Origin of the sequence: Streptomyces griseocarneus (assembly GCF_014655595.1) — a bacterium.
GTDB classification, from domain to species: domain Bacteria; phylum Actinomycetota; class Actinomycetes; order Streptomycetales; family Streptomycetaceae; genus Streptomyces; species Streptomyces griseocarneus.
Map to the genome: position 1 here is coordinate 573,681 of NZ_BNBL01000001.1, position 20,302 is coordinate 593,982.

Annotated in this window: 19 protein-coding genes; 17 read left to right on the forward strand and 2 right to left on the reverse strand. The window is 72.7% G+C overall.

Annotated features, from left to right (window positions below; translation table 11 throughout):
- Window positions 1-86: 86 nt before the first annotated feature.
- The 10 genes from hpnC (at window position 87) to IE295_RS02470 (ending at window position 12,998) form a co-directional block, all read left to right on the forward strand.
- Entirely contained in the window at window positions 87-986 is a 900-nt protein-coding gene (hpnC, locus tag IE295_RS02425; RefSeq protein ID WP_190061713.1) for a squalene synthase HpnC, read from the forward strand.
- Window positions 983-1,933 (forward strand): presqualene diphosphate synthase HpnD, encoded by a 951-nt coding sequence (gene hpnD / locus IE295_RS02430; RefSeq protein ID WP_190061714.1) that lies wholly within the window; start codon window positions 983-985, stop codon window positions 1,931-1,933. Before hpnC ends, hpnD begins: the two co-directional genes overlap by 4 nt.
- Before the next feature lie 82 nt (window positions 1,934-2,015).
- Window positions 2,016-3,476 carry a hydroxysqualene dehydroxylase HpnE gene (gene hpnE / locus IE295_RS02435; protein WP_190061715.1) on the forward strand — a complete coding sequence of 487 codons (1,461 nt, stop codon included), beginning with the start codon at window positions 2,016-2,018 and terminating at the stop codon, window positions 3,474-3,476.
- A gap of 71 nt (window positions 3,477-3,547) precedes the next feature.
- Window positions 3,548-4,612, forward strand: coding sequence for a polyprenyl synthetase family protein (locus IE295_RS02440; protein WP_372478797.1), 1,065 nt, complete (start codon window positions 3,548-3,550; stop codon window positions 4,610-4,612).
- A gap of 149 nt (window positions 4,613-4,761) precedes the next feature.
- Window positions 4,762-6,780, forward strand: a complete 2,019-nt coding sequence (gene shc, locus IE295_RS02445; RefSeq protein WP_190061717.1) for a squalene--hopene cyclase — start codon at window positions 4,762-4,764, stop codon at window positions 6,778-6,780.
- Window positions 6,780-7,430 carry a phosphorylase family protein gene (locus IE295_RS02450; protein ID WP_190061718.1) on the forward strand — a complete coding sequence of 217 codons (651 nt, stop codon included), beginning with the start codon at window positions 6,780-6,782 and terminating at the stop codon, window positions 7,428-7,430. The genes shc and IE295_RS02450 overlap by 1 nt, the downstream gene beginning before the upstream one ends.
- Before the next feature lie 5 nt (window positions 7,431-7,435).
- Window positions 7,436-8,458 (forward strand): adenosyl-hopene transferase HpnH, encoded by a 1,023-nt coding sequence (gene hpnH / locus IE295_RS02455; protein WP_190061719.1) that lies wholly within the window; start codon window positions 7,436-7,438, stop codon window positions 8,456-8,458.
- 5 nt (window positions 8,459-8,463) lie between these two features.
- Window positions 8,464-9,630, forward strand: coding sequence for a flavodoxin-dependent (E)-4-hydroxy-3-methylbut-2-enyl-diphosphate synthase (gene ispG, locus IE295_RS02460; protein ID WP_190061720.1), 1,167 nt, complete (start codon window positions 8,464-8,466; stop codon window positions 9,628-9,630).
- Window positions 9,631-9,687: 57 nt separating this feature from the next.
- Window positions 9,688-11,604: a 1-deoxy-D-xylulose-5-phosphate synthase gene (gene dxs / locus IE295_RS02465; protein ID WP_190061721.1), complete on the forward strand. Its 1,917-nt coding sequence runs from the start codon at window positions 9,688-9,690 to the stop codon at window positions 11,602-11,604.
- A complete protein-coding gene (locus IE295_RS02470; protein ID WP_190061722.1) occupies window positions 11,601-12,998 on the forward strand; it encodes an aspartate aminotransferase family protein in 1,398 nt (465 codons plus the stop codon). The genes dxs and IE295_RS02470 overlap by 4 nt, the downstream gene beginning before the upstream one ends.
- A 30-nt stretch (window positions 12,999-13,028) precedes the next feature.
- On the opposite strand, the gene IE295_RS02475 is transcribed toward IE295_RS02470, so the two are convergent.
- The gene (locus IE295_RS02475; RefSeq protein WP_190061723.1) at window positions 13,029-13,835 is read right to left on the reverse strand and encodes a tyrosine-protein phosphatase; all 807 of its coding nucleotides are present in this window, start codon (window positions 13,833-13,835) and stop codon (window positions 13,029-13,031) included.
- A 154-nt stretch (window positions 13,836-13,989) separates the two neighbouring features.
- On the opposite strand from IE295_RS02475, the gene IE295_RS02480 reads away from it, so the two are divergent.
- Window positions 13,990-14,790 (forward strand): SGNH/GDSL hydrolase family protein, encoded by an 801-nt coding sequence (locus IE295_RS02480; RefSeq protein WP_190061724.1) that lies wholly within the window; start codon window positions 13,990-13,992, stop codon window positions 14,788-14,790.
- Between the two features lie 30 nt (window positions 14,791-14,820).
- Here the strand turns inward: IE295_RS02480 and IE295_RS02485 are convergent, their stop codons facing one another.
- Complete coding sequence (locus tag IE295_RS02485) at window positions 14,821-15,315, reverse strand: ATP-binding protein (protein ID WP_224323673.1); 495 nt, start codon at window positions 15,313-15,315, stop codon at window positions 14,821-14,823.
- A gap of 100 nt (window positions 15,316-15,415) precedes the next feature.
- On the opposite strand from IE295_RS02485, the gene IE295_RS02490 reads away from it, so the two are divergent.
- The 6 genes from IE295_RS02490 (at window position 15,416) to IE295_RS02515 (ending at window position 19,875) form a co-directional block, all read left to right on the forward strand.
- Window positions 15,416-16,282, forward strand: coding sequence for a Sco1979 family transcriptional regulator (locus tag IE295_RS02490; RefSeq protein WP_190061725.1), 867 nt, complete (start codon window positions 15,416-15,418; stop codon window positions 16,280-16,282).
- 3 nt (window positions 16,283-16,285) lie between these two features.
- Window positions 16,286-16,549 (forward strand): DUF397 domain-containing protein, encoded by a 264-nt coding sequence (locus IE295_RS02495; RefSeq protein ID WP_190061726.1) that lies wholly within the window; start codon window positions 16,286-16,288, stop codon window positions 16,547-16,549.
- A gap of 97 nt (window positions 16,550-16,646) precedes the next feature.
- On the forward strand, window positions 16,647-17,495 hold the full coding sequence (locus IE295_RS02500) for an SAM-dependent methyltransferase (RefSeq protein WP_190062370.1): 849 nt from the start codon (window positions 16,647-16,649) through the stop codon (window positions 17,493-17,495).
- Window positions 17,496-17,542: 47 nt separating this feature from the next.
- Complete coding sequence (locus IE295_RS02505) at window positions 17,543-18,190, forward strand: alpha-ketoglutarate-dependent dioxygenase AlkB family protein (RefSeq protein WP_190061727.1); 648 nt, start codon at window positions 17,543-17,545, stop codon at window positions 18,188-18,190.
- 249 nt (window positions 18,191-18,439) lie between these two features.
- On the forward strand, window positions 18,440-19,612 hold the full coding sequence (locus tag IE295_RS02510) for an MBL fold metallo-hydrolase (RefSeq protein ID WP_190061728.1): 1,173 nt from the start codon (window positions 18,440-18,442) through the stop codon (window positions 19,610-19,612).
- Window positions 19,613-19,707: 95 nt separating this feature from the next.
- On the forward strand, window positions 19,708-19,875 hold the full coding sequence (locus tag IE295_RS02515) for a hypothetical protein (protein WP_190061729.1): 168 nt from the start codon (window positions 19,708-19,710) through the stop codon (window positions 19,873-19,875).
- Window positions 19,876-20,302 lie beyond the last annotated feature (427 nt).

Consider the following 20,302-nt stretch of genomic DNA (forward strand, 5'->3'; position numbering starts at 1 on the left):
GGAGATGTGACGGCAATGGCTGTATCGGCTGCGGGGCCTCTCCAGAAGCGAGACGCGTACGCCGTCCCCGGTCCTGGCAGCCCGCGATGACCGCGGGGACGGACGCGCACGCGCGCGCCGTGCTCGACAAGGCCGCGCACGAGAACTTCCCCGTGGCGCCCTTCTTCGTGCCGCGCGCCTGGCGCGGGGACCTCATGGCCGTCTACGGCTACGCCCGCCTCGTCGACGACATCGGCGACGGAGACCTGGCCCCCGGCGGCCGGGACGCGGAGCTGCTGGGCCTGGACCGCGAGCAGACGGACGACCGCACCGCCATGCTCGACGCCTTCGAGGCCGACCTGCGCCGCGTCTTCGACACCACCGGCACGGGCCCCCGCCACCCGCTGCTGCTCCGCCTGCGGCCCACCGTCCGCCGGTGCGGCCTGACCCCGGAGCCCTTCCTCGGGCTCATCGAGGCCAACCGCCAGGACCAGCGGGTGCGCCGCTACGCCACGTACGAGGACCTGCTCGCCTACTGCGAGCTGTCAGCCAACCCCGTCGGCCGGCTCGTCCTGGGCATCACCGGCACGGCGAGCCCCGAGCGGATCCGCCGCTCGGACGCGGTCTGCACCGCCCTGCAGATCGTCGAACACCTGCAGGACGTCGCCGAGGACCTCCGGCGCGACCGCGTCTACCTGCCCGCCGACGACATGGAGCGCTTCCGCGTCACCGAGGCCGACCTGGCGCTCCCCACCAGCGGCGCATCGGTGCGCGCGCTGGTCGCGTACGAGGCGGAACGCGCCGGGCACCTGCTGAATGAAGGCACCCCCCTGGTGGGTAGCGTCCACGGCAGGCTGAAGCTGTTGCTCGCGGGATTCGTGGGCGGGGGGAGGGCCGCACTCCGGGCGGTCGCCGCCGCCGGATACGACGTTCTCCCCGGACCGCCCAAGGCCACCAGGCTCAGTGTGCTGCGCGAGGCCGGGGCGACACTGCGAAGAGAGGGGTGAGCGGGACCGTGAACGGAACGCCACACGCGTCCGCACCGGTACTCGCCGCGTACAGCTACTGCGAGGCCGTCACCGGACAGCAGGCCGGCAACTTCAGCTACGGCATCAGACTGCTGCCGACCGCCAAGCGGCGGGCCATGTCGGCGCTGTACGCCTTCTCGCGGCGCGTCGACGACATCGGCGACGGGCCGCTGGACCCCGAGACCAAGCGGCTGCGCCTGGAGGAGGCCCGCACCACGCTCGAGCGGATCCGCGCGGGCGACGTCGACGAGGACGACACCGACCCGGTGGCCGTCGCGCTCGCGCACGCCGTGCGCCGCTTCCCCATCCCCATCGGCGGGCTCGACGAGCTCATCGACGGGGTCCAGATGGACGTGCGCGGCGAGACCTACGAGACCTGGGACGACCTCGCCCGGTACTGCCGCTGCGTCGCGGGCGCCATCGGCCGGCTCTCGCTCGGCGTGTTCGGCACCGTGCCCGGCGCCCGGGACGCGGCGCGTGCTCCCGAGTACGCCGACACCCTCGGCCTGGCGCTGCAGCTCACCAACATCCTGCGCGACCTGCGCGAGGACGCCGCCAACGGCCGCACGTACCTGCCCTCCGACGACCTCGCCAAGTTCGGCTGCTCGGCGGGCTTCCACTCCGTCAGGCCCCCGGCCGGCGCCGACTTCGCCGGGCTGGTGCACTTCGAGGTCCGGCGGGCCCGCGCGCTGTTCGCCGAGGGCATGAAGCTGCTGCCCATGCTCGACCGGCGCAGCGGCGCCTGCGTCGCCGCCATGTCCGGCATCTACCGCAGGCTGCTGGATCGTATCGCCGAGGAGCCCGCCGCCGTGCTGCGCGGCAGGGTCTCCCTGCCCGGCCGGGAGAAGGCCTTCGTGGCCGTGCGCGGGCTGTCCGGCTACGACGCGCGCAGCGTCCACCGGCAGACCGCCAGGGGGCGCGCCTGATGCTCCGTCCCGGCACCGGCAAGCGGTGCGCAACCCTCCACCCGACCGGCGCGTCCCTGACATCAGCCGAGGGGGTGGGCGCATGACACATGAGACGACGACCCGGCCCGACCGGCTCCGCACAGACGAGGCAGGCCGCCCCGACGGGGCGGCCGCGGTAGTGATCGGGGGCGGACTCGCCGGCATCACCGCCGCCCTCGAGCTCGCCGACGCAGGCCTGTCCGTCACGCTCCTCGAGGGCCGGCCCCGCCTCGGCGGACTGGCCTTCTCCTTCCGCCGCGGCGACCTCACCATCGACAACGGCCAGCACGTCTACCTGCGCTGCTGCACCGCCTACCAGTGGTTCCTCGACCGCGTCGACGCGCTGCACCTGGCCCCCCTGCAGGACCGCCTCGACGTGCCCGTCCTCGACGTCGGCCACCCCTCGGGACGGCCCCGCCTGGGCCGGCTGCGCCGTGCCGCCCTGCCCGTGCCGCTGCACCTGGCGGCCAGCCTGGCCACCTACCCGCACCTCTCGCTCGCCGAGCGGGCCAAGGTCGGCCGGGCCGCGCTGGCCCTGGGCAGACTCGACCCGATGGACCCCGCGCTGGACGGCGAGGACTTCGCCGCCTGGCTGCACCGCCACGGCCAGTCGGACCGTGCCGTCGAGGCGCTGTGGGACCTGGTGGGCGTGGCCACCCTCAACGCCACCGCCGACCGGTCCTCGCTGGGGCTGGCCGCCATGGTCTTCAAGACCGGCCTGCTCTCCGAGCCCGGGGCCGCCGACATCGGCTGGGCGCACGTACCGCTGGGCGAGCTGCACGACACCCGGGCCCGCGCCGCCCTGGACCGGGCGGGCGTGCGCTGCGCCCTGCGCACCCGCGCCACCCACGTCGAGCGCGTCGGCAGCGGCGGCTGGCAGGTGCGCACCGAGTCCGGCCCCGGCGCCGCCGAGCTGCTCGAGGCCGACGTCGTGGTGCTCGCCGTGCCCCAGCGCGAGACCCACGCCCTGCTGCCCGAGGGCGCCCTCGACGACGCCGACCGGCTGCTCGGCATCGGCACCGCCCCCATCCTCAACCTCCACGTCGTCTACGACCGCACGGTGCTGCGGCAGCCCTTCTTCGCGGCGCTCGGCAGCCCCGTGCAGTGGGTCTTCGACCGCACCGACTCCTCCGGGCTCGCCGAGCGCGACCCCGGCGCCCAGTACCTTGCCGTCTCCCAGTCGGCCGCCCAGGACGACATCGACCGGCCCGTCGCCGAGCTGCGCGAGCGCTACCTCCCCGAGCTCGAGCGGCTGCTGCCGGCGGCCCGGGGCGCGGTCGTGCGGGACTTCTTCGTCACCCGGGAGCGCACGGCGACGTTCGCCCCCGACCCCGGCGTCGGCCGGCTGCGGCCGGACGCCCCCACGAACGCGCCCGGCCTCTACCTGGCCGGTGCGTGGACCGCCACCGGCTGGCCCGCGACCATGGAGAGCGCGGTGCGGAGCGGTCTGAACGCCGCCGGCGCGGCACTCTCCGAGCTCGGCCGACCTCACCGGAGCCCCCTTCGGGAGGCGGCGGTATGAACCAGCGAGCCATCAAGGCGCGCGTTCCCGCAGGCGGGACGCGCGTGAGCACGATCACCAGAGGAGAGACCGTGACATCGGCGATCCCAGCTGTCGACACCGCGGGCGTTCGCGCCCTGCTGGAGCGCGGACGGACGCTTGCCACGCCGGTGCTGCGTGCCGCCGTCAACCGGCTCGCGGCACCCATGGACACCGTCGCCGCCTACCACTTCGGCTGGATCGACGCCGAAGGCCGGCCGGCGCACGGCGACAGCGGCAAGGCCATCCGGCCCGCCCTCGCGCTGCTCTCGGCCGAGGCGGCGGGCGCCGCGCCCGAGGTGGGCATCCCCGGCGCCGTCGCCGTCGAGCTCGTGCACAACTTCTCGCTGCTGCACGACGACCTGATGGACGGCGACGAGCAGCGCCGCCACCGCGACACCGTCTGGAAGGCGTACAGCCCGGCCCAGGCCATCCTCGTCGGCGACGCGCTCTTCGCCCTCGCCAACGAGGTGCTCCTCGAGCTCGGCACCGTCGAGGCGGGCCGGGCCACCCGGCGGCTGACCACCGCCACCCGCAAGCTGATCGACGGCCAGGCGCAGGACATCTCCTACGAGCACCGCGAGCGCGTCACCGTCGAGGAATGCCTGGAGATGGAGGGCAACAAGACCGGCGCCCTGCTGGCCTGCGCGGTCTCCATCGGCGCGGTCCTCGGCGGCGCCGACGACCGCACGGCCGACACCCTGGAGGCCTACGGCTACCACCTCGGCCTCGCCTTCCAGGCCGTCGACGACCTGCTGGGCATCTGGGGCGACCCGGAGACCACCGGCAAGCAGACCTGGAGCGACCTGCGGCAGCGCAAGAAGTCCCTCCCGGTCGTCGCCGCCCTCGCGGCGGGCGGCGCGGCCTCCGAGCGGCTCGCCCAGATCCTCGCGGCCGACGCCAAGCTGAGCGACGCTCAGCTCGCCCACTTCACCGAGGAAGAATTCGCCAGCCGCGCGGCGTTGATCGAGGAGGCGGGCGGCCGGGAGTGGACCTCCGAGGAGGCCCGCCGCCAGCACGCCACGGCCATCCAGGCCCTGGGCGCGGTCGACATGCCGGCCGAGGTCCGGGCGCAGCTGACCGCGCTCGCGGACTTCGTCGTCGTACGAAAGAGCTGAGGACGAAAGAGCTGATCACCATTCACCCGAACTAGCCACCCTCGCGGTCGCCGGCCGGTGCCCTGCTCGGCACCGGCCGACGGAACCCCCCAAGTACGGCAGTAACAAGCAGTACGGCAGAGAAGAAACTCACTGCATTAGGGGAAGCCATGACAGCGACGACCGACGGCCCCGGGGCGCTACCGCCCCGTGCGGCCGAGGCCGGCCAGAGCACCATCGCGCCACCCGGTGCGGCGACGGACACCGAGCCGCCCAAGGGGCGCGAAGCCGTGGAGCGGGCCACCGCCCGCGCCGTCGAGCACCTCCTCGCCCGCCAGGACCCGCAGGGCTGGTGGAAGGGCGACCTGGAGACCAACGTCACCATGGACGCCGAAGACCTGCTGCTCCGTCAGTTCCTCGGCGTGCGCGACGAGGAGACCACCCGGGCGGCCGCCCGCTTCATCCGCTCCCGGCAGCGCCCGGACGGCACGTGGGCCACCTTCCACAACGGGCCCCCCGAACTCTCCGCCACCGTCGAGGCCTACGTCGCGCTGCGGCTCGCCGGGGACGCCCCCGACGCCGCCCACATGGCCGCCGCCTCCGCCTGGGTCCGCGAGCAGGGCGGCATCGCCGCCTGCCGCGTCTTCACCCGCATCTGGCTGGCCCTCTTCGGCTGGTGGCGGTGGGAGGATCTCCCCGACCTGCCGCCGGAGATCATGTACCTGCCGAAGCGGTTCCCCCTCAACCTCTACGACTTCGGCCAGTGGGCCCGGCAGACCATCGTGCCGCTGACCATCGTCTCGGCCCTGCGGCCCGTACGGCCCGCCCCCTTCGGCCTCGACGAGCTGCACACCGACCCGCGCCGCCCCAACCCGCCGCGCCCGCTCGCCCCGCCCACCACCTGGGACGGCCTCTTCCAGCGCCTGGACAAGGCGCTGCACCTCTACCACCGCTTCCCGGTGGCCCCGCTGCGCCGCGCGGCGCTGAACGCCGCGGCCCGCTGGATCATCGAGCGCCAGGAGAACGACGGCTGCTGGGGCGGCATCCAGCCCCCGGCCGTGTACTCGGTCATCGCCCTCCACCTCCTCGGCTACGACCTCGCCCACCCGGTGCTGCGCGCCGGGCTCGAGTCGCTGGACCGTTTCGCCGTCTGGAGCGAGGGGCCGGACGGCGAGCCCGTGCGGATGATCGAGGCCTGCCAGTCGCCGGTGTGGGACACCTGCCTGGCCACCATCGCGCTCGCCGACGCGGGCGTGCCCGCCGACCACCCGGCGCTGGTGAGGGCCGCCGGCTGGATGCTCGACGAGCAGATCCTGCGCTCCGGCGACTGGGCCGTGCGCCGGCCGGAACTGCCCCCGGGCGGCTGGGCCTTCGAGTTCCACAACGACAACTACCCCGACATCGACGACACCGCCGAGGTCGTCCTCGCCCTCAAGCGCGTCGCCCACCCCGAGCCCGGCCGGGTGGAGACGGCCCTCGCCCGCGCCGCCCGCTGGACGCTGGGCATGCAGTCGAGGAACGGCGCCTGGGGCGCCTTCGACGCCGACAACACCAGCCCCTTCCCCAACCGGCTGCCGTTCTGCGACTTCGGCGAGGTCGTCGACCCGCCCTCCGCCGACGTCACCGCGCACGTCGTCGAGATGCTGGCCGTCCTCGGCAAGCAGCACGACCCGCGCACCCGGCGCGGCATCGAGTGGCTGCTGGGCGAGCAGGAGGAGTCCGGCGCCTGGTTCGGCCGCTGGGGCGTCAACTACGTCTACGGCACCGGATCGGTTCTCCCCGCCCTGGTGGCCGCCGGGATCCCCGCCTCGCATCCGGCCGTGCGCCGGGCCGTGACCTGGCTGCGCGAGGTGCAGAACCCGGACGGCGGCTGGGGCGAGGACCTGCGCTCGTACCGCGACCCCGAATGGATCGGGCGCGGCGCGTCCACCCCCTCGCAGACGGCGTGGGCCCTGCTGGCCCTGCTCGCCGCCGGGGAGCGCGACAGCGAGGCCGTGGTCCGGGGCGTGGCCCACCTGGCCGACACGCAGGCCGAGGACGGCTCCTGGGACGAGCCGTACTTCACCGGCACCGGCTTCCCGTGGGACTTCTCCATCAACTACCACCTCTACCGCCACGTCTTCCCGCTCACCGCGCTCGGCCGGTACCTGCACGGCGAGCCCTTCGCACCCGAACGGCTGGAGGGCTGATGAAGCCCGGTACGGTCACGCCGGCCCCCGCCCCGCTGCTGATCGCCTGCGCGCTCGGCATCGAGCGCCTCGCCCTGCGCGGCGGCCTCGGCGGCGCGGCCGGGCCCGTGACCGTCCTGCGCACCGGGATGGGCCCGCAGGCCGCGGAACGGGCCGTGACCCGGGCCCTGGCCGAGGACGAGGCCCTGCGCGACGCGGCCGTGATCGCCACGGGCTTCTGCGCCGGCCTCGCCCCGGGGATGCACCCCGGCGACCTGGTCGTCGCCGACGAGACGCGCGACGGCACGGGCCGCACCGAGTGCGTCGGCGCCGAACTGCTCGCCAAGGAGCTCGCCCGCCTCGCGCCCCGGCGCGTCATCCACAGCGGGCCGCTGGTGGGCTCGGACCACGTCGTGCGCGGCGCGGAACGGCGGGCGTTGCACGCCGCGGGCGCGCTCGCCGTGGACATGGAGTCCGCCGCCACACTCCGAAGCGCCGTCGGGGCGGGTTCGCGCCCGGTTGCGGCCGTAAGAGTGGTCGTGGACGCTCCAGAACATGAACTCGTACGAATCGGGACCTTGCGGGGTGGAATATCGGCTTTCCGCGTACTCCGCACCGTCCTGCCGGCTTTTTTCGAATGGCACCGTTCTTTGCTGCTCCCCAGGAGGTGAGCCAGATGGCCATGCCGCTCCGCCAGACCATCAGGGTCGGGACCTATCTTTTTGAACAGAAGCTGCGCAAGCGGGAGAAGTTCCCGTTGATCGTGGAGCTCGAGCCGCTTTTCGCCTGCAACCTCAAGTGCGAGGGCTGCGGAAAGATCCAGCACCCGGCCGGTGTGCTGAAGCAGCGCATGCCCGTTGCCCAGGCGGTCGGCGCGGTGCTGGAATCCGGCGCGCCCATGGTCTCCATCGCCGGCGGCGAGCCTTTGATGCACCCGCAGATCGATGAAATCGTGCGGCAGCTGGTGGCCCGGAAGAAATACGTCTTCCTCTGCACCAACGCCCTGCTGATGCGGAAGAAGATGGAGAAGTTCACGCCTTCTCCCTATTTCGCGTTCGCCGTGCACATCGACGGGCTGCGCGAGCGGCACGACGAGTCGGTCGCCAAGGAAGGCGTCTTCGACGAGGCGGTGGAGGCCATCAAGGAGGCCAAGCGGCGCGGCTTCCGGGTCACCACGAACTCGACGTTCTTCAACACCGACACCGCGCAGACCGTCATCGAGGTGCTGAACTACCTCAACGACGACCTGCAGGTGGACGAGATGATGATCTCGCCCGCCTATGCCTACGAGAAGGCACCGGACCAGGAGCACTTCCTGGGCGTCGAGCAGACCCGCGAGCTGTTCACGAAGGCCTTCGCCGGCGGCAACCGGCGGCGCTGGCGGCTCAACCACAGCCCGCTCTTCCTCGACTTCCTCGAGGGCAAGGCCGACTTCCCGTGCACCGCGTGGGCCATCCCCAACTACTCCCTCTTCGGCTGGCAGCGCCCCTGCTACCTGATGAGCGACGGCTACGTGCCCACGTACCGGCAGCTGATCGAGGAGACCGACTGGGAGAAGTACGGGCGGGGCAAGGACCCCCGGTGCGCCAACTGCATGGCCCACTGCGGCTACGAACCCACGGCCGTGCTGGCCACCATGGGCTCGCTCAAGGAATCGCTGCGCGCGGCCCGGGAGACCGTCTCCGGGAACCGGGGCTGACCGTCGTGGCCACGACGGAGCCCGTCTCCCTCGGGCTGCCCACGGCCCCGGCCCGGCCGCTCGCGGTGCGCCGCCCCTCGCGGCGCATCCAGGTCGGGCCGGTCCCGGTCGGCGGCGACGCGCCGGTGTCGGTGCAGTCGATGACCACGACCGTCACCGCGGACGTCGGCGCGACGCTGCAGCAGATCGCCGAGCTCACGGCGGCCGGCTGCCAGATCGTGCGCGTCGCCTGCCCTTCGCAGGACGACGCGGACGCGCTGCCGGTCATCGCGAAGAAGTCCCGGATCCCGGTGATCGCGGACATCCACTTCCAGCCGAAGTACGTCTTCGCGGCCATCGACGCCGGCTGCGCGGCGGTGCGCGTGAACCCGGGCAACATCCGCCAGTTCGACGACAAGGTCAAGGAGATCGCGCGCGCCGCTTCGGCGGCGGGTGTCCCGATCCGCATCGGTGTGAACGCCGGCTCGCTGGACCGCCGCCTGCTGCAGAAGTACGGCAAGGCCACGCCCGAGGCCCTGGTGGAGTCCGCCCTGTGGGAGGCGTCCCTCTTCGAGGAGCACGGCTTCCGCGACATCAAGATCTCGGTCAAGCACAACGACCCGGTCGTGATGGTGAACGCCTACCGCCTGCTCGCCGCCCAGTGCGACTACCCGCTGCACCTCGGCGTCACCGAGGCGGGCCCGGCCTTCCAGGGCACCATCAAGTCCGCCGTCGCCTTCGGCGCGCTGCTCTCGGAGGGCATCGGCGACACCATCCGGGTCTCGCTGTCGGCCCCGCCGGCCGAGGAGATCAAGGTCGGCATCCAGATCCTGGAGTCGCTCAACCTCCGCCGGCGCCGGCTGGAGATCGTCTCGTGTCCCTCCTGCGGCCGGGCGCAGGTGGACGTCTACAAACTCGCGGACCAGGTGACCGCCGGCCTGGAGGGGATGGAGGTGCCGCTGAGGGTGGCGGTGATGGGCTGTGTCGTCAACGGCCCGGGCGAGGCCCGCGAGGCCGACCTGGGCGTGGCCTCCGGCAACGGCAAGGGCCAGATCTTCGTCAAGGGCGAGGTCATCAAGACCGTCCCCGAGTCGAAGATCGTCGAGACCCTCATCGACGAGGCGTTGAAGCTCGCCGGGCAGATGGAGAAGGACGGCGCCCTGTCGGGGAGCCCCGCCGTCACCGTTGTCTGACCGGCGGGGTCCGAACGAGCCTGGCGCACCAGGCCGACAGAAGAGGAGGGGGCCGGCGTGTCGTTGCTGGAGAACATCCGCGGTCCGCGCGACGTGAAGGCACTGGACGGAGAGGACCTGACCGACCTCGCCGAGGAGATCCGCCACTTCCTGGTCCACGCGGTGGCCAGGACCGGCGGCCACCTCGGGCCGAACCTCGGCGTGGTGGAGCTGACCATCGCCCTGCACCGCGCGTTCGACTCGCCCGCCGACCGCATCCTGTGGGACACCGGCCATCAGAGCTACGTCCACAAGCTGCTGACCGGGCGTCAGGACTTCTCCAAGCTGCGCGGCAAGGGAGGCCTGTCGGGCTATCCCTCCCGCGAGGAGTCCGAGCACGACGTCATCGAGAACAGCCACGCCTCCACCGTCCTGGGCTGGGCCGACGGCCTCGCCAAGGCCAACCAGGTCCTCGGCCGCTGGAACCGCCACGTCGTCGCCGTCATCGGCGACGGCGCGCTCACCGGTGGCATGGCCTGGGAGGCGCTGAACAACATCGCCGCCGCCAAGGACCGGCAGCTGATCATCGTCGTCAACGACAACGCACGCAGCTACGCCCCCACCATCGGCGGCCTTGCCGACCACCTCGCCACGCTGCGCACCACCGACGGCTACGAACGCGCCCTGTCGTGGGGCAAGGACGCGGCCCTGCGCGTACCGCTGATCGGCCGGCCGCTCTACGAGTCGCTGCACGGCGCGAAGAAGGGCTTCAAGGACGCCTTCGCACCCCAGGGCATGTTCGAGGACCTGGGCCTGAAGTACCTCGGCCCGATAGACGGCCACGACATCGCCGCCGTCGAGTCGGCGCTGCGCCGGGCCAAGCGCTTCCACGGCCCGGTCCTCGTGCACTGCCGCACCCAGAAGGGGCGCGGCTACCAGCCGGCGCTGGAGGACGAGGCGGACCGCTTCCACACGGTCGGGGTGATGAACCCGCTGACCTGCGAACCGCTGGCCCCCGCCGCCGGCACGTCGTGGACGTCCGTCTTCGGCGACGAGATGCTCAGGATCGGAGCCGAGCGGCCGGACGTCGTCGCGATCACGGCGGCGATGCTGCACCCCGTGGGGCTGACGAAGTTCGCCGAGGCCTACCCCGACCGGGTCTGGGACGTCGGCATCGCCGAGCAGCACGGCGCGGTGTCGGCGGCCGGGCTGGCCACCGGTGGCCTGCACCCGGTCTTCGCCGTCTACGCCACCTTCCTCAACCGCGCCTTCGACCAGGTGCTCATGGACGTCGCCCTGCACAAGTGCGGGGTGACCTTCGTCCTGGACCGGGCCGGCGTCACCGGCACCGACGGGCCCAGCCACAACGGCATGTGGGACATGTCCATCCTCCAGGTCGTCCCCGGCCTGCGCATCGCCGCCCCGCGCGACGCCGGCCAGCTGCGCGCCCAGCTGCGCGAGGCCGTGGCCGTCGAGGACGCCCCGACCGTCGTGCGCTTCCCGAAGGAGAACGCGGGCCCGGACATCCCGGCCGTCGCACGGATCGGCGGCATGGACGTCCTGGCCCGGCCGGACGGCGAGGACGACGGCGCGGACGTGCTGCTCGTCGCCGTCGGCACCATGGCGGAGGTGGGACTGGACGTCGCCGAGCTGCTGCGGGCGCGCGGCACCACCTGCACGGTCGTCGACCCGCGCTGGGTCAAGCCGGTCGACGAGGCCCTGCCCGGCCTCGCCGCCCGCCACCGCCTGGTCGCCGTGGCCGAGGACAACAGCCGTACCGGCGGCGTCGGCTGGGCCGTGGCCCAGGCGCTGCGCGACGCGGGCGTCGACCTGCCCGTACGCACCTTCGGCATCCCCGAGCAGTTCCTGGCGCACGCCAAGCGGGCCGAGGTGCTCGCCGACCTCGGCCTGACCCCCGCCGAGATCGCCGGGCGGATCAGCGCGGCCCTGGTCCGCGCCGGGGAGACGGCCGTCAAGGAGGAGAGCACCGCATGACCGCCGACCACCCCAAGAGCTTCGACCTGGCCCGGCTGCTGGCCGAGCGCGGCGGCGAGCGGTACGACCTCCATGCCCGGCACCTCAACCACCAGCTGCCGCGCATGCTGCGCACCATCGGCTTCGACAAGGTCTACGAGCGCGCCGAGGGCGCCTACTTCTGGGACACCGACGGCCAGGACTACCTCGACATGCTCGCCGGCTTCGGGGTGATGGGGGTGGGCCGGCACCACCCGGTCGTCCGCAAGGCGCTGCACGACGTCCTCGACGCCTCGCTGGCCGACCTCACCCGCTTCGACTGCCCCCCGCTGCCCGGCCTGCTCGCCGAGAAGCTGCTGGCCCACGCGCCGCACCTGGACCGGGTGTTCTTCGGCAACAGCGGCACCGAGGCCGTGGAGACGGCGCTGAAGTTCGCCCGGTACGCCACCGGCAGACCGAGGATCCTGTACTGCGAGCACGCCTTCCACGGCCTGACCGCGGGCTCCCTCTCGGTCAACGGCGAGGAGGGCTTCCGGGACGGCTTCGCGCCCCTGCTGCCGGACACCGCGATCCCGCTCGGCGACCTGGAGCGGCTGGAGCGGGAGCTCGCGCGCGGGGACGTGGCGGGCTTCGTGGTGGAGCCCATCCAGGGCAAGGGCGTGCACGAGGCGCCGCCCGGATTCCTGCGCGCGGCACAGGACCTCCTGCACCGGCACAAGGCGCTGCTGATCGCGGACGAGGTGCAGACCGGCATCGGGCGGACGGGCGACTTCTTCGCCTACCAGCACGAGGACGGCGTCGAGCCGGACCTGGTGTGCGTGGCCAAGGCGCTGTCCGGCGGCTACGTCCCCGTCGGCGCCACGCTCGGCAAGGACTGGATCTTCAAGAAGGTCTACTCCTCCATGGACCGGGTGCTGGTCCACTCGGCCAGCTTCGGCTCCAACGCCCAGGCCATGGCGGCCGGGTTGGCAGTGCTCGCCGTCATGGAGGAGGAGCACCTGGTCGAGTCCGCCCGGACCACGGGAGAGCTGCTGCGCTCCCGGCTGGCGGCGCTGGTCGACAGCTACGAGCTGCTGCACGAGGTCCGCGGCCGGGGCCTGATGATCGGCATCGAGTTCGGCAGGCCGAGGTCACTGGGGCTGCGCAGCCGCTGGACGATGCTGCAGGCGGCCCGCAAGGGGCTGTTCGCGCAGATGGTCGTGGTGCCGCTGCTGCAGAAGCACCGCATCCTCACCCAGGTCTCGGGCGACCACCTCGAGGTCATCAAGCTGATCCCGCCCCTGATCATCGGCGAGCCCGAGGTGGACCGGTTCGTCCGGGCCTTCACGGCCGTCATGGACGAGGCCCACAACGGCGGCGGCCTGATGTGGGACTTCGGCAGGACGCTGGTGAAGCAGGCGGTGGGGAGCCGCTGAGGCCGGCTCCCCGGCCCCCCACCCCGGCTCTCAGTCGCCGAGCAGCCGCTCCCGGAGCCGGTCCCGGGTGTGGGGGGCCAGCCCGAGCCCCTCGGAGAGGTACCGCTCGGTGCCTCCCCAGGTCTCGTCGATCGCCGCGAACGCCGCGCCCAGGTACGTGCTCCGCGCCTCGAACAGCGGCGACAGCAGCTCCATCACCTCCGGCGACGTCGCACCGTCCGTGCCGTCACCGCGCCGCACCCGGTACCGCCGGTGCGGCGCGTTCGACTCCAGGTAGTCCGCCTCGATGACCTCGCGTCCGACCCCGAGGGCCAGCAGCGTCACCGCGATCGACAGCCCCGCGCGGTCCTTGCCGGCGGCACAGTGCATCAGCGCCGGGACGCTCTCGTCGGCCAGGGTGTGCAGGACCCGGCTGTGCTCGGCGGTGCGGGTGGTGATCATCACGCGGTACGACGCGGCCATCCGGCCCGCCGCCCGGCCCTCGCCCAGCACGGACCGCAGGGTGTCCAGGTCGCCGTCACGGACCATCCGCCAGAACTCGCTGCCGTCCGCCGGGTCGGACAGCGGGATGTTGACGTTGCGCACCCCGGGGAGCGTGACGTCCGGGCCCTCGAGCCCGATGTCCGCGGCGTTGCGGAAGTCGAAGACGGTGTGCAGGCCCAGCGAGGCGAGGAAGACGGCGTCGGACTCGGTGGCGTGGGCGAGATGGCCGCTGCGGAAGAGGACGCCGGGCCGTACGCGCCGCCCGCCGGCGGCCGGCAGGCCGCCCAGATCACGGAAGTTGCGCACTCCCGCTAGCTCGGGCTCGGTGGACGGGACGTGCGGCGTCTGCGTCACGGGCGCTCCTCGGGGTCAGGTGTCGACGGGCCGGTGTGGTGACGCCAAATCGTATTCCGGCAGCGGTGATTTTGCCGGGGTGGGATACATCACGGCACGTCAACCCCTGGTTACGGTGGCGTAGGTCACTCCTGAAGGTGAAAGATGCACTGACGTGGCAGACGATTCGAATTCCTTCAGCAAGCGCGCGATCGGCGCAATCGGGTCGTACGCAGCCGTCGGGGACAGCTTCACCGAGGGCGTCGGGGACCCAGGACCCGACGGCGCCTTCGTCGGCTGGGCCGACCGACTGGCCGTACTCCTCTCCGATCAGCAGCCCGAGCACTCGTTCACGTACGCCAACCTCGCCGTCCGCGGCCGCCTCCTGGACCAGATCGTCGAGGAGCAGGTCCCCAGGGCCCAGGAGCTCGGGCCGGACCTCGTCACCTTCTGCGCCGGCGGCAACGACATCCTGCGGCCGGGCAGCGACCCGGACGACGTGGCCGAGCGCTACGAGGCGGCCGTCGCCCGCCTCGCCGGCTCGGTCGGAACGGTCCTGCTGTGCACCGGCTTCGACACCCGTGGCGTTCCGGTCCTGCGCCACCTGCGCGGCAAGATCGCGACCTACACCGCCCATGTGCGGGCCATCGCCGACCGCCACGACTGCCCGGTCCTCGACCTGTGGTCGCTGCGCTCGGTGCAGGACCGGCGGGCCTGGAGCGACGACCGCCTGCACCTGTCGGCGGACGGTCACACCCGCGTCGCCCTGCGCGCCGCCCAGGTCCTCGGCCTGGAGGTGCCGGCCGACCCCGACCAGGAGTGGCCGACGGAGGAGCAGCGCTCGGCCGCCGAGGTGCGCCGGGACAACATCCACTGGGCCCGCGAGTACCTGGTGCCGTGGATCGGCCGCCGGCTGCGCGGCGAGTCCTCGGGCGACAACGTCGAGCCCAAGCGCCCGGACCTGCTGCCGCTGTGACGCCCGGGGGCCCGCGAGGGCCCCGGGACGTCAGCGGGCGAGCCGCCGGTGGGGCACGTCGGCCCAGACGACCCGGCCTCTGCCGGTGTCGTCGGGCCGTACCCCCCAGGCCTGGGACAGCGCTCCGACCAGCAGCAGGCCCCGCCCGCTCTCCTCGTCCGTCCCGCTGCACCGGGCGACGGGCTGGGTCGGGGCGTGCCCCTGGTCGGCGACCTCTATGCGCAGCGCCGCGCCGCCGACCCGCAGCTGACAGCTGACCTTGTCGCTGTCGGTGTGCCGCACCGCGTTGGTGACCAGCTCGGACACCACCAACTGGGCGTCGTCGCAGGCCACTTCGTCGATTCCCCACTCCCGCAGCCGCGCGAGCACTCGTTGTCGCGCCTCCGCCACCGAGGTGTTGAGGGCCGGGAAGTGAAAGGCGTCCTGCAGCCGGGCCGCGAAGGAGCCGCCGCGGAACGCTAGCGAGGGTGCGTCATGGGAGGGGAGCACTCCGCAACTATGTGCGATGTCGATCGTCTGTGGCAAGGTTCAATCTGCAAATTGCAGAATCGCAAGGACAGTCTGTCGGGCCGACAGGCTGCGTGGCACACTGCAGGCATATGACGGCAGTTGGAGGGGGTGGACAGTGGCGGACTCGCGGCCGGCGGGTGCCCCGACCGTCCTGAGGGTCGTGCTCGGCAAGCGCCTGCACGACCTGAGGGAGAAGGCGGGGCTCTCCTACGAGGAGGCGGGCCGCGCCCTGGACGTCACCCACGCCACCGTCCGGAGGATGGAGAAGGCCGAGGTCGGGCTGAAGATCCCCTACGTGGAGAAGCTCCTCCGCGTCTACGGGGTCCTCGACGCCGAGGAGGTCGAGGGCTTCCTCGCCCTCACCCGCGAGGCCAACCGCCCCGGCTGGTGGCACCGCTTCCGCGACGTCCTGCCCGAGTGGTTCAGCGCGTTCGTCAGCCTGGAGGGTGAGGCCAATCTCATCCGCGCCTACGAACCGCACTACATCCCCGGCCTGTTGCAGACCGAGGACTACGCCCGCGCGGTGCTCCGCGCCGGGATGCCGCACGCCCGCGAGGCCGACGTCGAGCGCGCCGTCACCGTCCGCCGGGAACGCCAGGGCCTGCTCACGCGGGAGAAGGCGCCCCTGCTGTGGGTGGTGATGGACGAGACCGTGCTGCGCCGGCCCATCGGCGGGCCGGACGTCATGCGCGCCCAGCTCGACCGGCTCATCGAGGCCACCGACATGCCGAACGTGCGGCTGCAGTTCATGCCGTTCGCCGCCGGGCCGCACCCGGCGATGTACGGCCCCTTCCATATCTTCCGGTTCCCCATCCAGGAGCTGCCGGACATCGCGTACGCCGAGAACCTCGTCGGAGCCTCGTACTTCGACCAGCGCGACGACGTGTCCTCCTTCCTGGAAGCGCTGGACCGGATGTGCGCGCAGGCCGCGCCGGCACACACCACCAAGGCAATCCTGGGTGGCATTCGTAAGGAGATCTGAACCATGGATCTGGATCGCGTCTACAACGGCATGCCCGCGACCGACCTCGGCACCGAGGGCTGGAGCAAGCCGTGGAGCGGCGGCAACGGCGGCAGCTGCGTGGAGGTCATGCGGCTGTGCGACGGCCGGGTGGCCCTGAGACAGTCCACCGACCCCGAGGGCCCCGCGCTGATCTACACGCGTCACGAGATGGAGACCTTCATCCGGGGCGCGAAGGCCGGCGAGGCGGACTTCCTGCTGGCGGGCCCGCGCGCGAGCGCGGACTAGCCCCCGCCCGGCCGCGACGGACCGGCCGGCCGGCGACATCTGCATGCGTACCGATCTGCATGCGCACCGAAGGGAACACGGCGTGATCGAGCAGAGCATGCCCGGCATAGGCACGGGCGAGCAGGGCTTCCCGGCCGAGGAGATCGACACCAGCAGGCCGCACCCGGCCCGCATGTACGACTACTACCTCGACGGCTGGGACAACTACGAGGTCGACCGGGCGGCCGCCGAGCGCGTCATCGAGGTCCACCCGCAGGTCCGCCTGTCCGCCCGCGCCAACCGCGCCTTCCTGCGCCGGGCCGTGCGCGAGGCGGTGCGCGGCGGCATCCGCCAGATCATCGACATCGGCACCGGCATCCCCACCTCCCCCAACACCCACGAGGTGGCCCGGGAGATCGACCCCGGGGTGCGCGTCGCCTACATCGACAACGACCCCATCGTCGCCACCCACGCCGGGGCGAAGCTCACCGACGCGGGCGGCGCGGGGTTCGCGCTCGCGGACGTACGGCGGCCCGAGGCGATCCTGGACGACCCGGTCGTCCGCGGGCTCATCGACTTCGACGAGCCCGTGGCCCTGCTGCTCGTCGCCGTCCTGCACTTCGTCAAGGACGAGGAGGACCCGGCGGGCATCGTCGCCACCCTGGGCGACGCCCTCCCCGCCGGCAGCATGCTCGTCCTCTCCCACGCCACCGAGGAGCCGTACGAGGGGTACGCGGCCGGCCGGACGGACACCGTGGCCAGGGACGGCGTGCTGGACGTCTACAAGAACGCCACCGCCGCCCTCAACCTGCGCGGGCGGGCCGCCATCGAACCGCTCTTCGGCGACTTCGCGCTCCTCGAGCCCGGCCTGGTCCGGGTGCCGCTGTGGCGGCCGGACGGGCCGGTGCCCGGCCCCGAGGAGCTCAGCAACACCATCTTCTACGGCGGCGTGGGCCGCAAGGGATGAAACCGCAGGTCAGGGCCGGTGTCAGTGGCCCGTCCTAGGGTGGTCGCATGGACGGTGAGCTCTTCCCCCGGCCTCCGGCGGAGATCGCCCACGGCGCGGTGCACCTCCCCGGATGGCTGGACGCGGACGCCCAGCTCCGCCTCCTCGCGGCCTGCCGCGCATGGGCGAAGCCGCCCGCAGGCCTGCGCACCGTCCGGATGCCGAGCGGCGGCGCGATGTCGGTGCGGACGGTCTGCCTCGGCTGGCACTGGTTCCCCTACGGCTACGCCCGCACCGTCGTCGACGGCGACGGCGCCCCCGTCAAGCCGTTCCCGCCCTGGCTGGACGCGCTCGCCCGGGACGCGGTGGCGCGGGCGTACGGGCGGCCGGCCGGCCCGGAGGCGTACGACATCGCGCTCGTCAACTTCTACGACCACGCCGCGAGGATGGGCATGCACCGCGACGCCGACGAGAAGTCCGACGCCCCGGTCGTCTCGCTCAGCCTCGGCGACGCCTGCGTCTTCCGCCTGGGCAACACCGGCGGACGCACCCGCCCCTGGACGGACGTCGAGCTGCGCAGCGGCGACGCGTTCGTCTTCGGCGGCCCGTCGCGCCGGGCCTACCACGGCGTGCCGCGCGTCCTGGCGGGGACCGCGCCGCCCGCCCTGGGGCTGACGGGGCGGCTGAACGTCACGCTGCGGGTGAGCGGGCTGTGACGCCGGCCGCCCGGCGTGATCCCGCCGCCGGAAAAATCGGATGCGGCCGCGCGGCGAAGCCTGCAGAGTTGGCCCCCGGCCGTGCGTACGAGGCCGTCCGGGCCCCGGTCGACGGGGGTGGGCCCGGCCGGCCGTACGCGTCGCGCCCACGGGTGACGGGGCGCGGGCCGCCTGGCGCAGGGCCCCGCTCACGCTGATCCATCCCGGACAGATAATGGGGTGACCTGCCGACTTCACCCTGGAGGCGCCGTGACCGGCTCCCGTCCGACCCGCTCACCACTCGACTCGCTGCGGCCGGACGCGTTCGGCGCGGACCCGGCAGGGGAGCGGATGGCGCGCATCAGGCGGTCGCCGAACTTCGCGGGCGGGGTGTTCGTCAACCCGGAGGGCACCCGGCGGACCCCGTCCGGCTCCATGCTGAGATTCCTGCCCACGTACTTCCGCAAGGAGGAGCGCCTGCGCAGGGCCCCGGCCCACGCCGTGCCCGTCCACCCCACCACGGTCGCCGACCTGGCCGTGCCCGCGGCCTCGGGGCTGCGCCTGACCTGGATGGGCCACTCCAGCGTGCTGGCCGAGATCGACGGCGCGCGGGTGCTCTTCGACCCGGTGTGGTCCGAGCGCTGCTCGCCCTTCGCCCACCTGGGGCCCCGCCGACTGCACCCGGTGCCCGTGCCGCTGGCCGAGACCGGCCCGCTGGACGCCGTGGTCATCTCCCACGACCACTACGACCACCTCGACATGCCGACGGTCCGGGCGCTGGCCCGCACCGGCACGGCCTTCGTCGTCCCGCTGGGCGTCGGCGCCCACCTCGAGCACTGGGGCGTGCCGGCGGACCGCATCACCGAGCTCGACTGGCACGAGTCCACCGAGGTGGCCGGCCTCACCCTCACCGCCACCCCCGCCCGCCACTTCTGCGGCCGGGCGCTGCGCAACACCCAGCACACGCTGTGGGCCTCCTGGGTGGTCGCCGGTCCCGAGCACCGCGTCTTCCACAGCGGTGACACCGGTTACTTCCCCGGCTTCGCGGACATCGGCGCGCAGTACGGACCGTTCGACGCCACGATGGTGCAGATCGGCGCTTATAGCGAATTTTGGCCGGACATTCACATGACCCCCGAGGAGGGCATGCGGGCGCACACCGACCTGCAGGGCGGCGACGCGACGAAGGGCGTCATGCTGCCGATCCACTGGGGCACCTTCAACCTCGCCCCGCACCCGTGGGAGGAGCCGGCCGAGGGAACGCTCACCGCCGCCCGCCGCGTGGGCGCCCGGGTCGTCGCGCCCCGGCCCGGCCAGCCGTTCGAGCCGGCCGTGGGGCTGCCGCTCGAGCCGTGGTGGCGGGCGGTCGCGGCGCCGGCGGCGGGCGGCGGCGAGCCTCCGGCCGGGGAGCCCGAGACGGCCGAGGTGCTCCTCCAGGCGTAGCGCGGTCCTCCCGCGCGGCGTTGGCCTGTTTACACGCGGGGTGAGATGACCGCAGTCGGCCGACACCGCGGCCCGTAAGCCGCGGTCTCACCGGCATGGAGCGCGAATCGGCCTGGCAGATCGCCGTCAGCCTGCATCAGCTCGCCGCCGCGCACCCGCACACGATGTACCGTTGCTCGATCTCCTGCCCGCAGGTCTCGCAGTTGGAGCTCGTAACGCGATCACGGTCCGAGCGGCGCCTCGACGCCCCCTCCGACTGGTAGCTGACCCACTCCCCGCGTAGAGCACTCAGAGCGCTCGATACCGCCACCCCGGGCCGGATGTCGTGGGGGCTGCCCACGCACGAGGTCGTAAGCGGGTGGGGTATTTTGACGTGTCAAGTGCCTGTGCGGCTGAGTCGTGTGGGTCTCCGGTCTGGCGCCAAGTCGGGATTCACGACGGTTGGTGGGCCTGTTGACGAGGCGTCTGGTGTTGTTCAATGGGCGAGCCGCCAGGGGCGGTGGCCTCCCGCTTCAACGTGCGTCGTCCTGTCGCGGTTTGGTGGCGTGACAGTAATGCGGAGACGATGAGAGGGAGCGGTGGAGAGAAAGTCCGACGCACACGTCGAATTTTCAACGCGCGTGTTTGATGGCGTGGAAAAGCTGGGATGGGAGTACATTCATCCGGTTGTTCACCCCCACTCAAGTCATA

Coding starts and splice junctions, on each gene's coding strand:
- IE295_RS02505 (WP_190061727.1), top strand. CDS start 17,543: ATGGACGGTGAGCTCTTCCCCCGGCCTCCGGCGGAGATCGCCCACGGC.
- IE295_RS02495 (WP_190061726.1), top strand. CDS start 16,286: ATGGATCTGGATCGCGTCTACAACGGCATGCCCGCGACCGACCTCGGC.
- hpnC (WP_190061713.1), top strand. CDS start 87: ATGACCGCGGGGACGGACGCGCACGCGCGCGCCGTGCTCGACAAGGCC.
- IE295_RS02470 (WP_190061722.1), top strand. CDS start 11,601: ATGACCGCCGACCACCCCAAGAGCTTCGACCTGGCCCGGCTGCTGGCC.
- shc (WP_190061717.1), top strand. CDS start 4,762: ATGACAGCGACGACCGACGGCCCCGGGGCGCTACCGCCCCGTGCGGCC.
- IE295_RS02450 (WP_190061718.1), top strand. CDS start 6,780: ATGAAGCCCGGTACGGTCACGCCGGCCCCCGCCCCGCTGCTGATCGCC.
- IE295_RS02500 (WP_190062370.1), top strand. CDS start 16,647: ATGCCCGGCATAGGCACGGGCGAGCAGGGCTTCCCGGCCGAGGAGATC.
- IE295_RS02515 (WP_190061729.1), top strand. CDS start 19,708: ATGGAGCGCGAATCGGCCTGGCAGATCGCCGTCAGCCTGCATCAGCTC.
- hpnE (WP_190061715.1), top strand. CDS start 2,016: ATGACACATGAGACGACGACCCGGCCCGACCGGCTCCGCACAGACGAG.
- hpnH (WP_190061719.1), top strand. CDS start 7,436: ATGGCCATGCCGCTCCGCCAGACCATCAGGGTCGGGACCTATCTTTTT.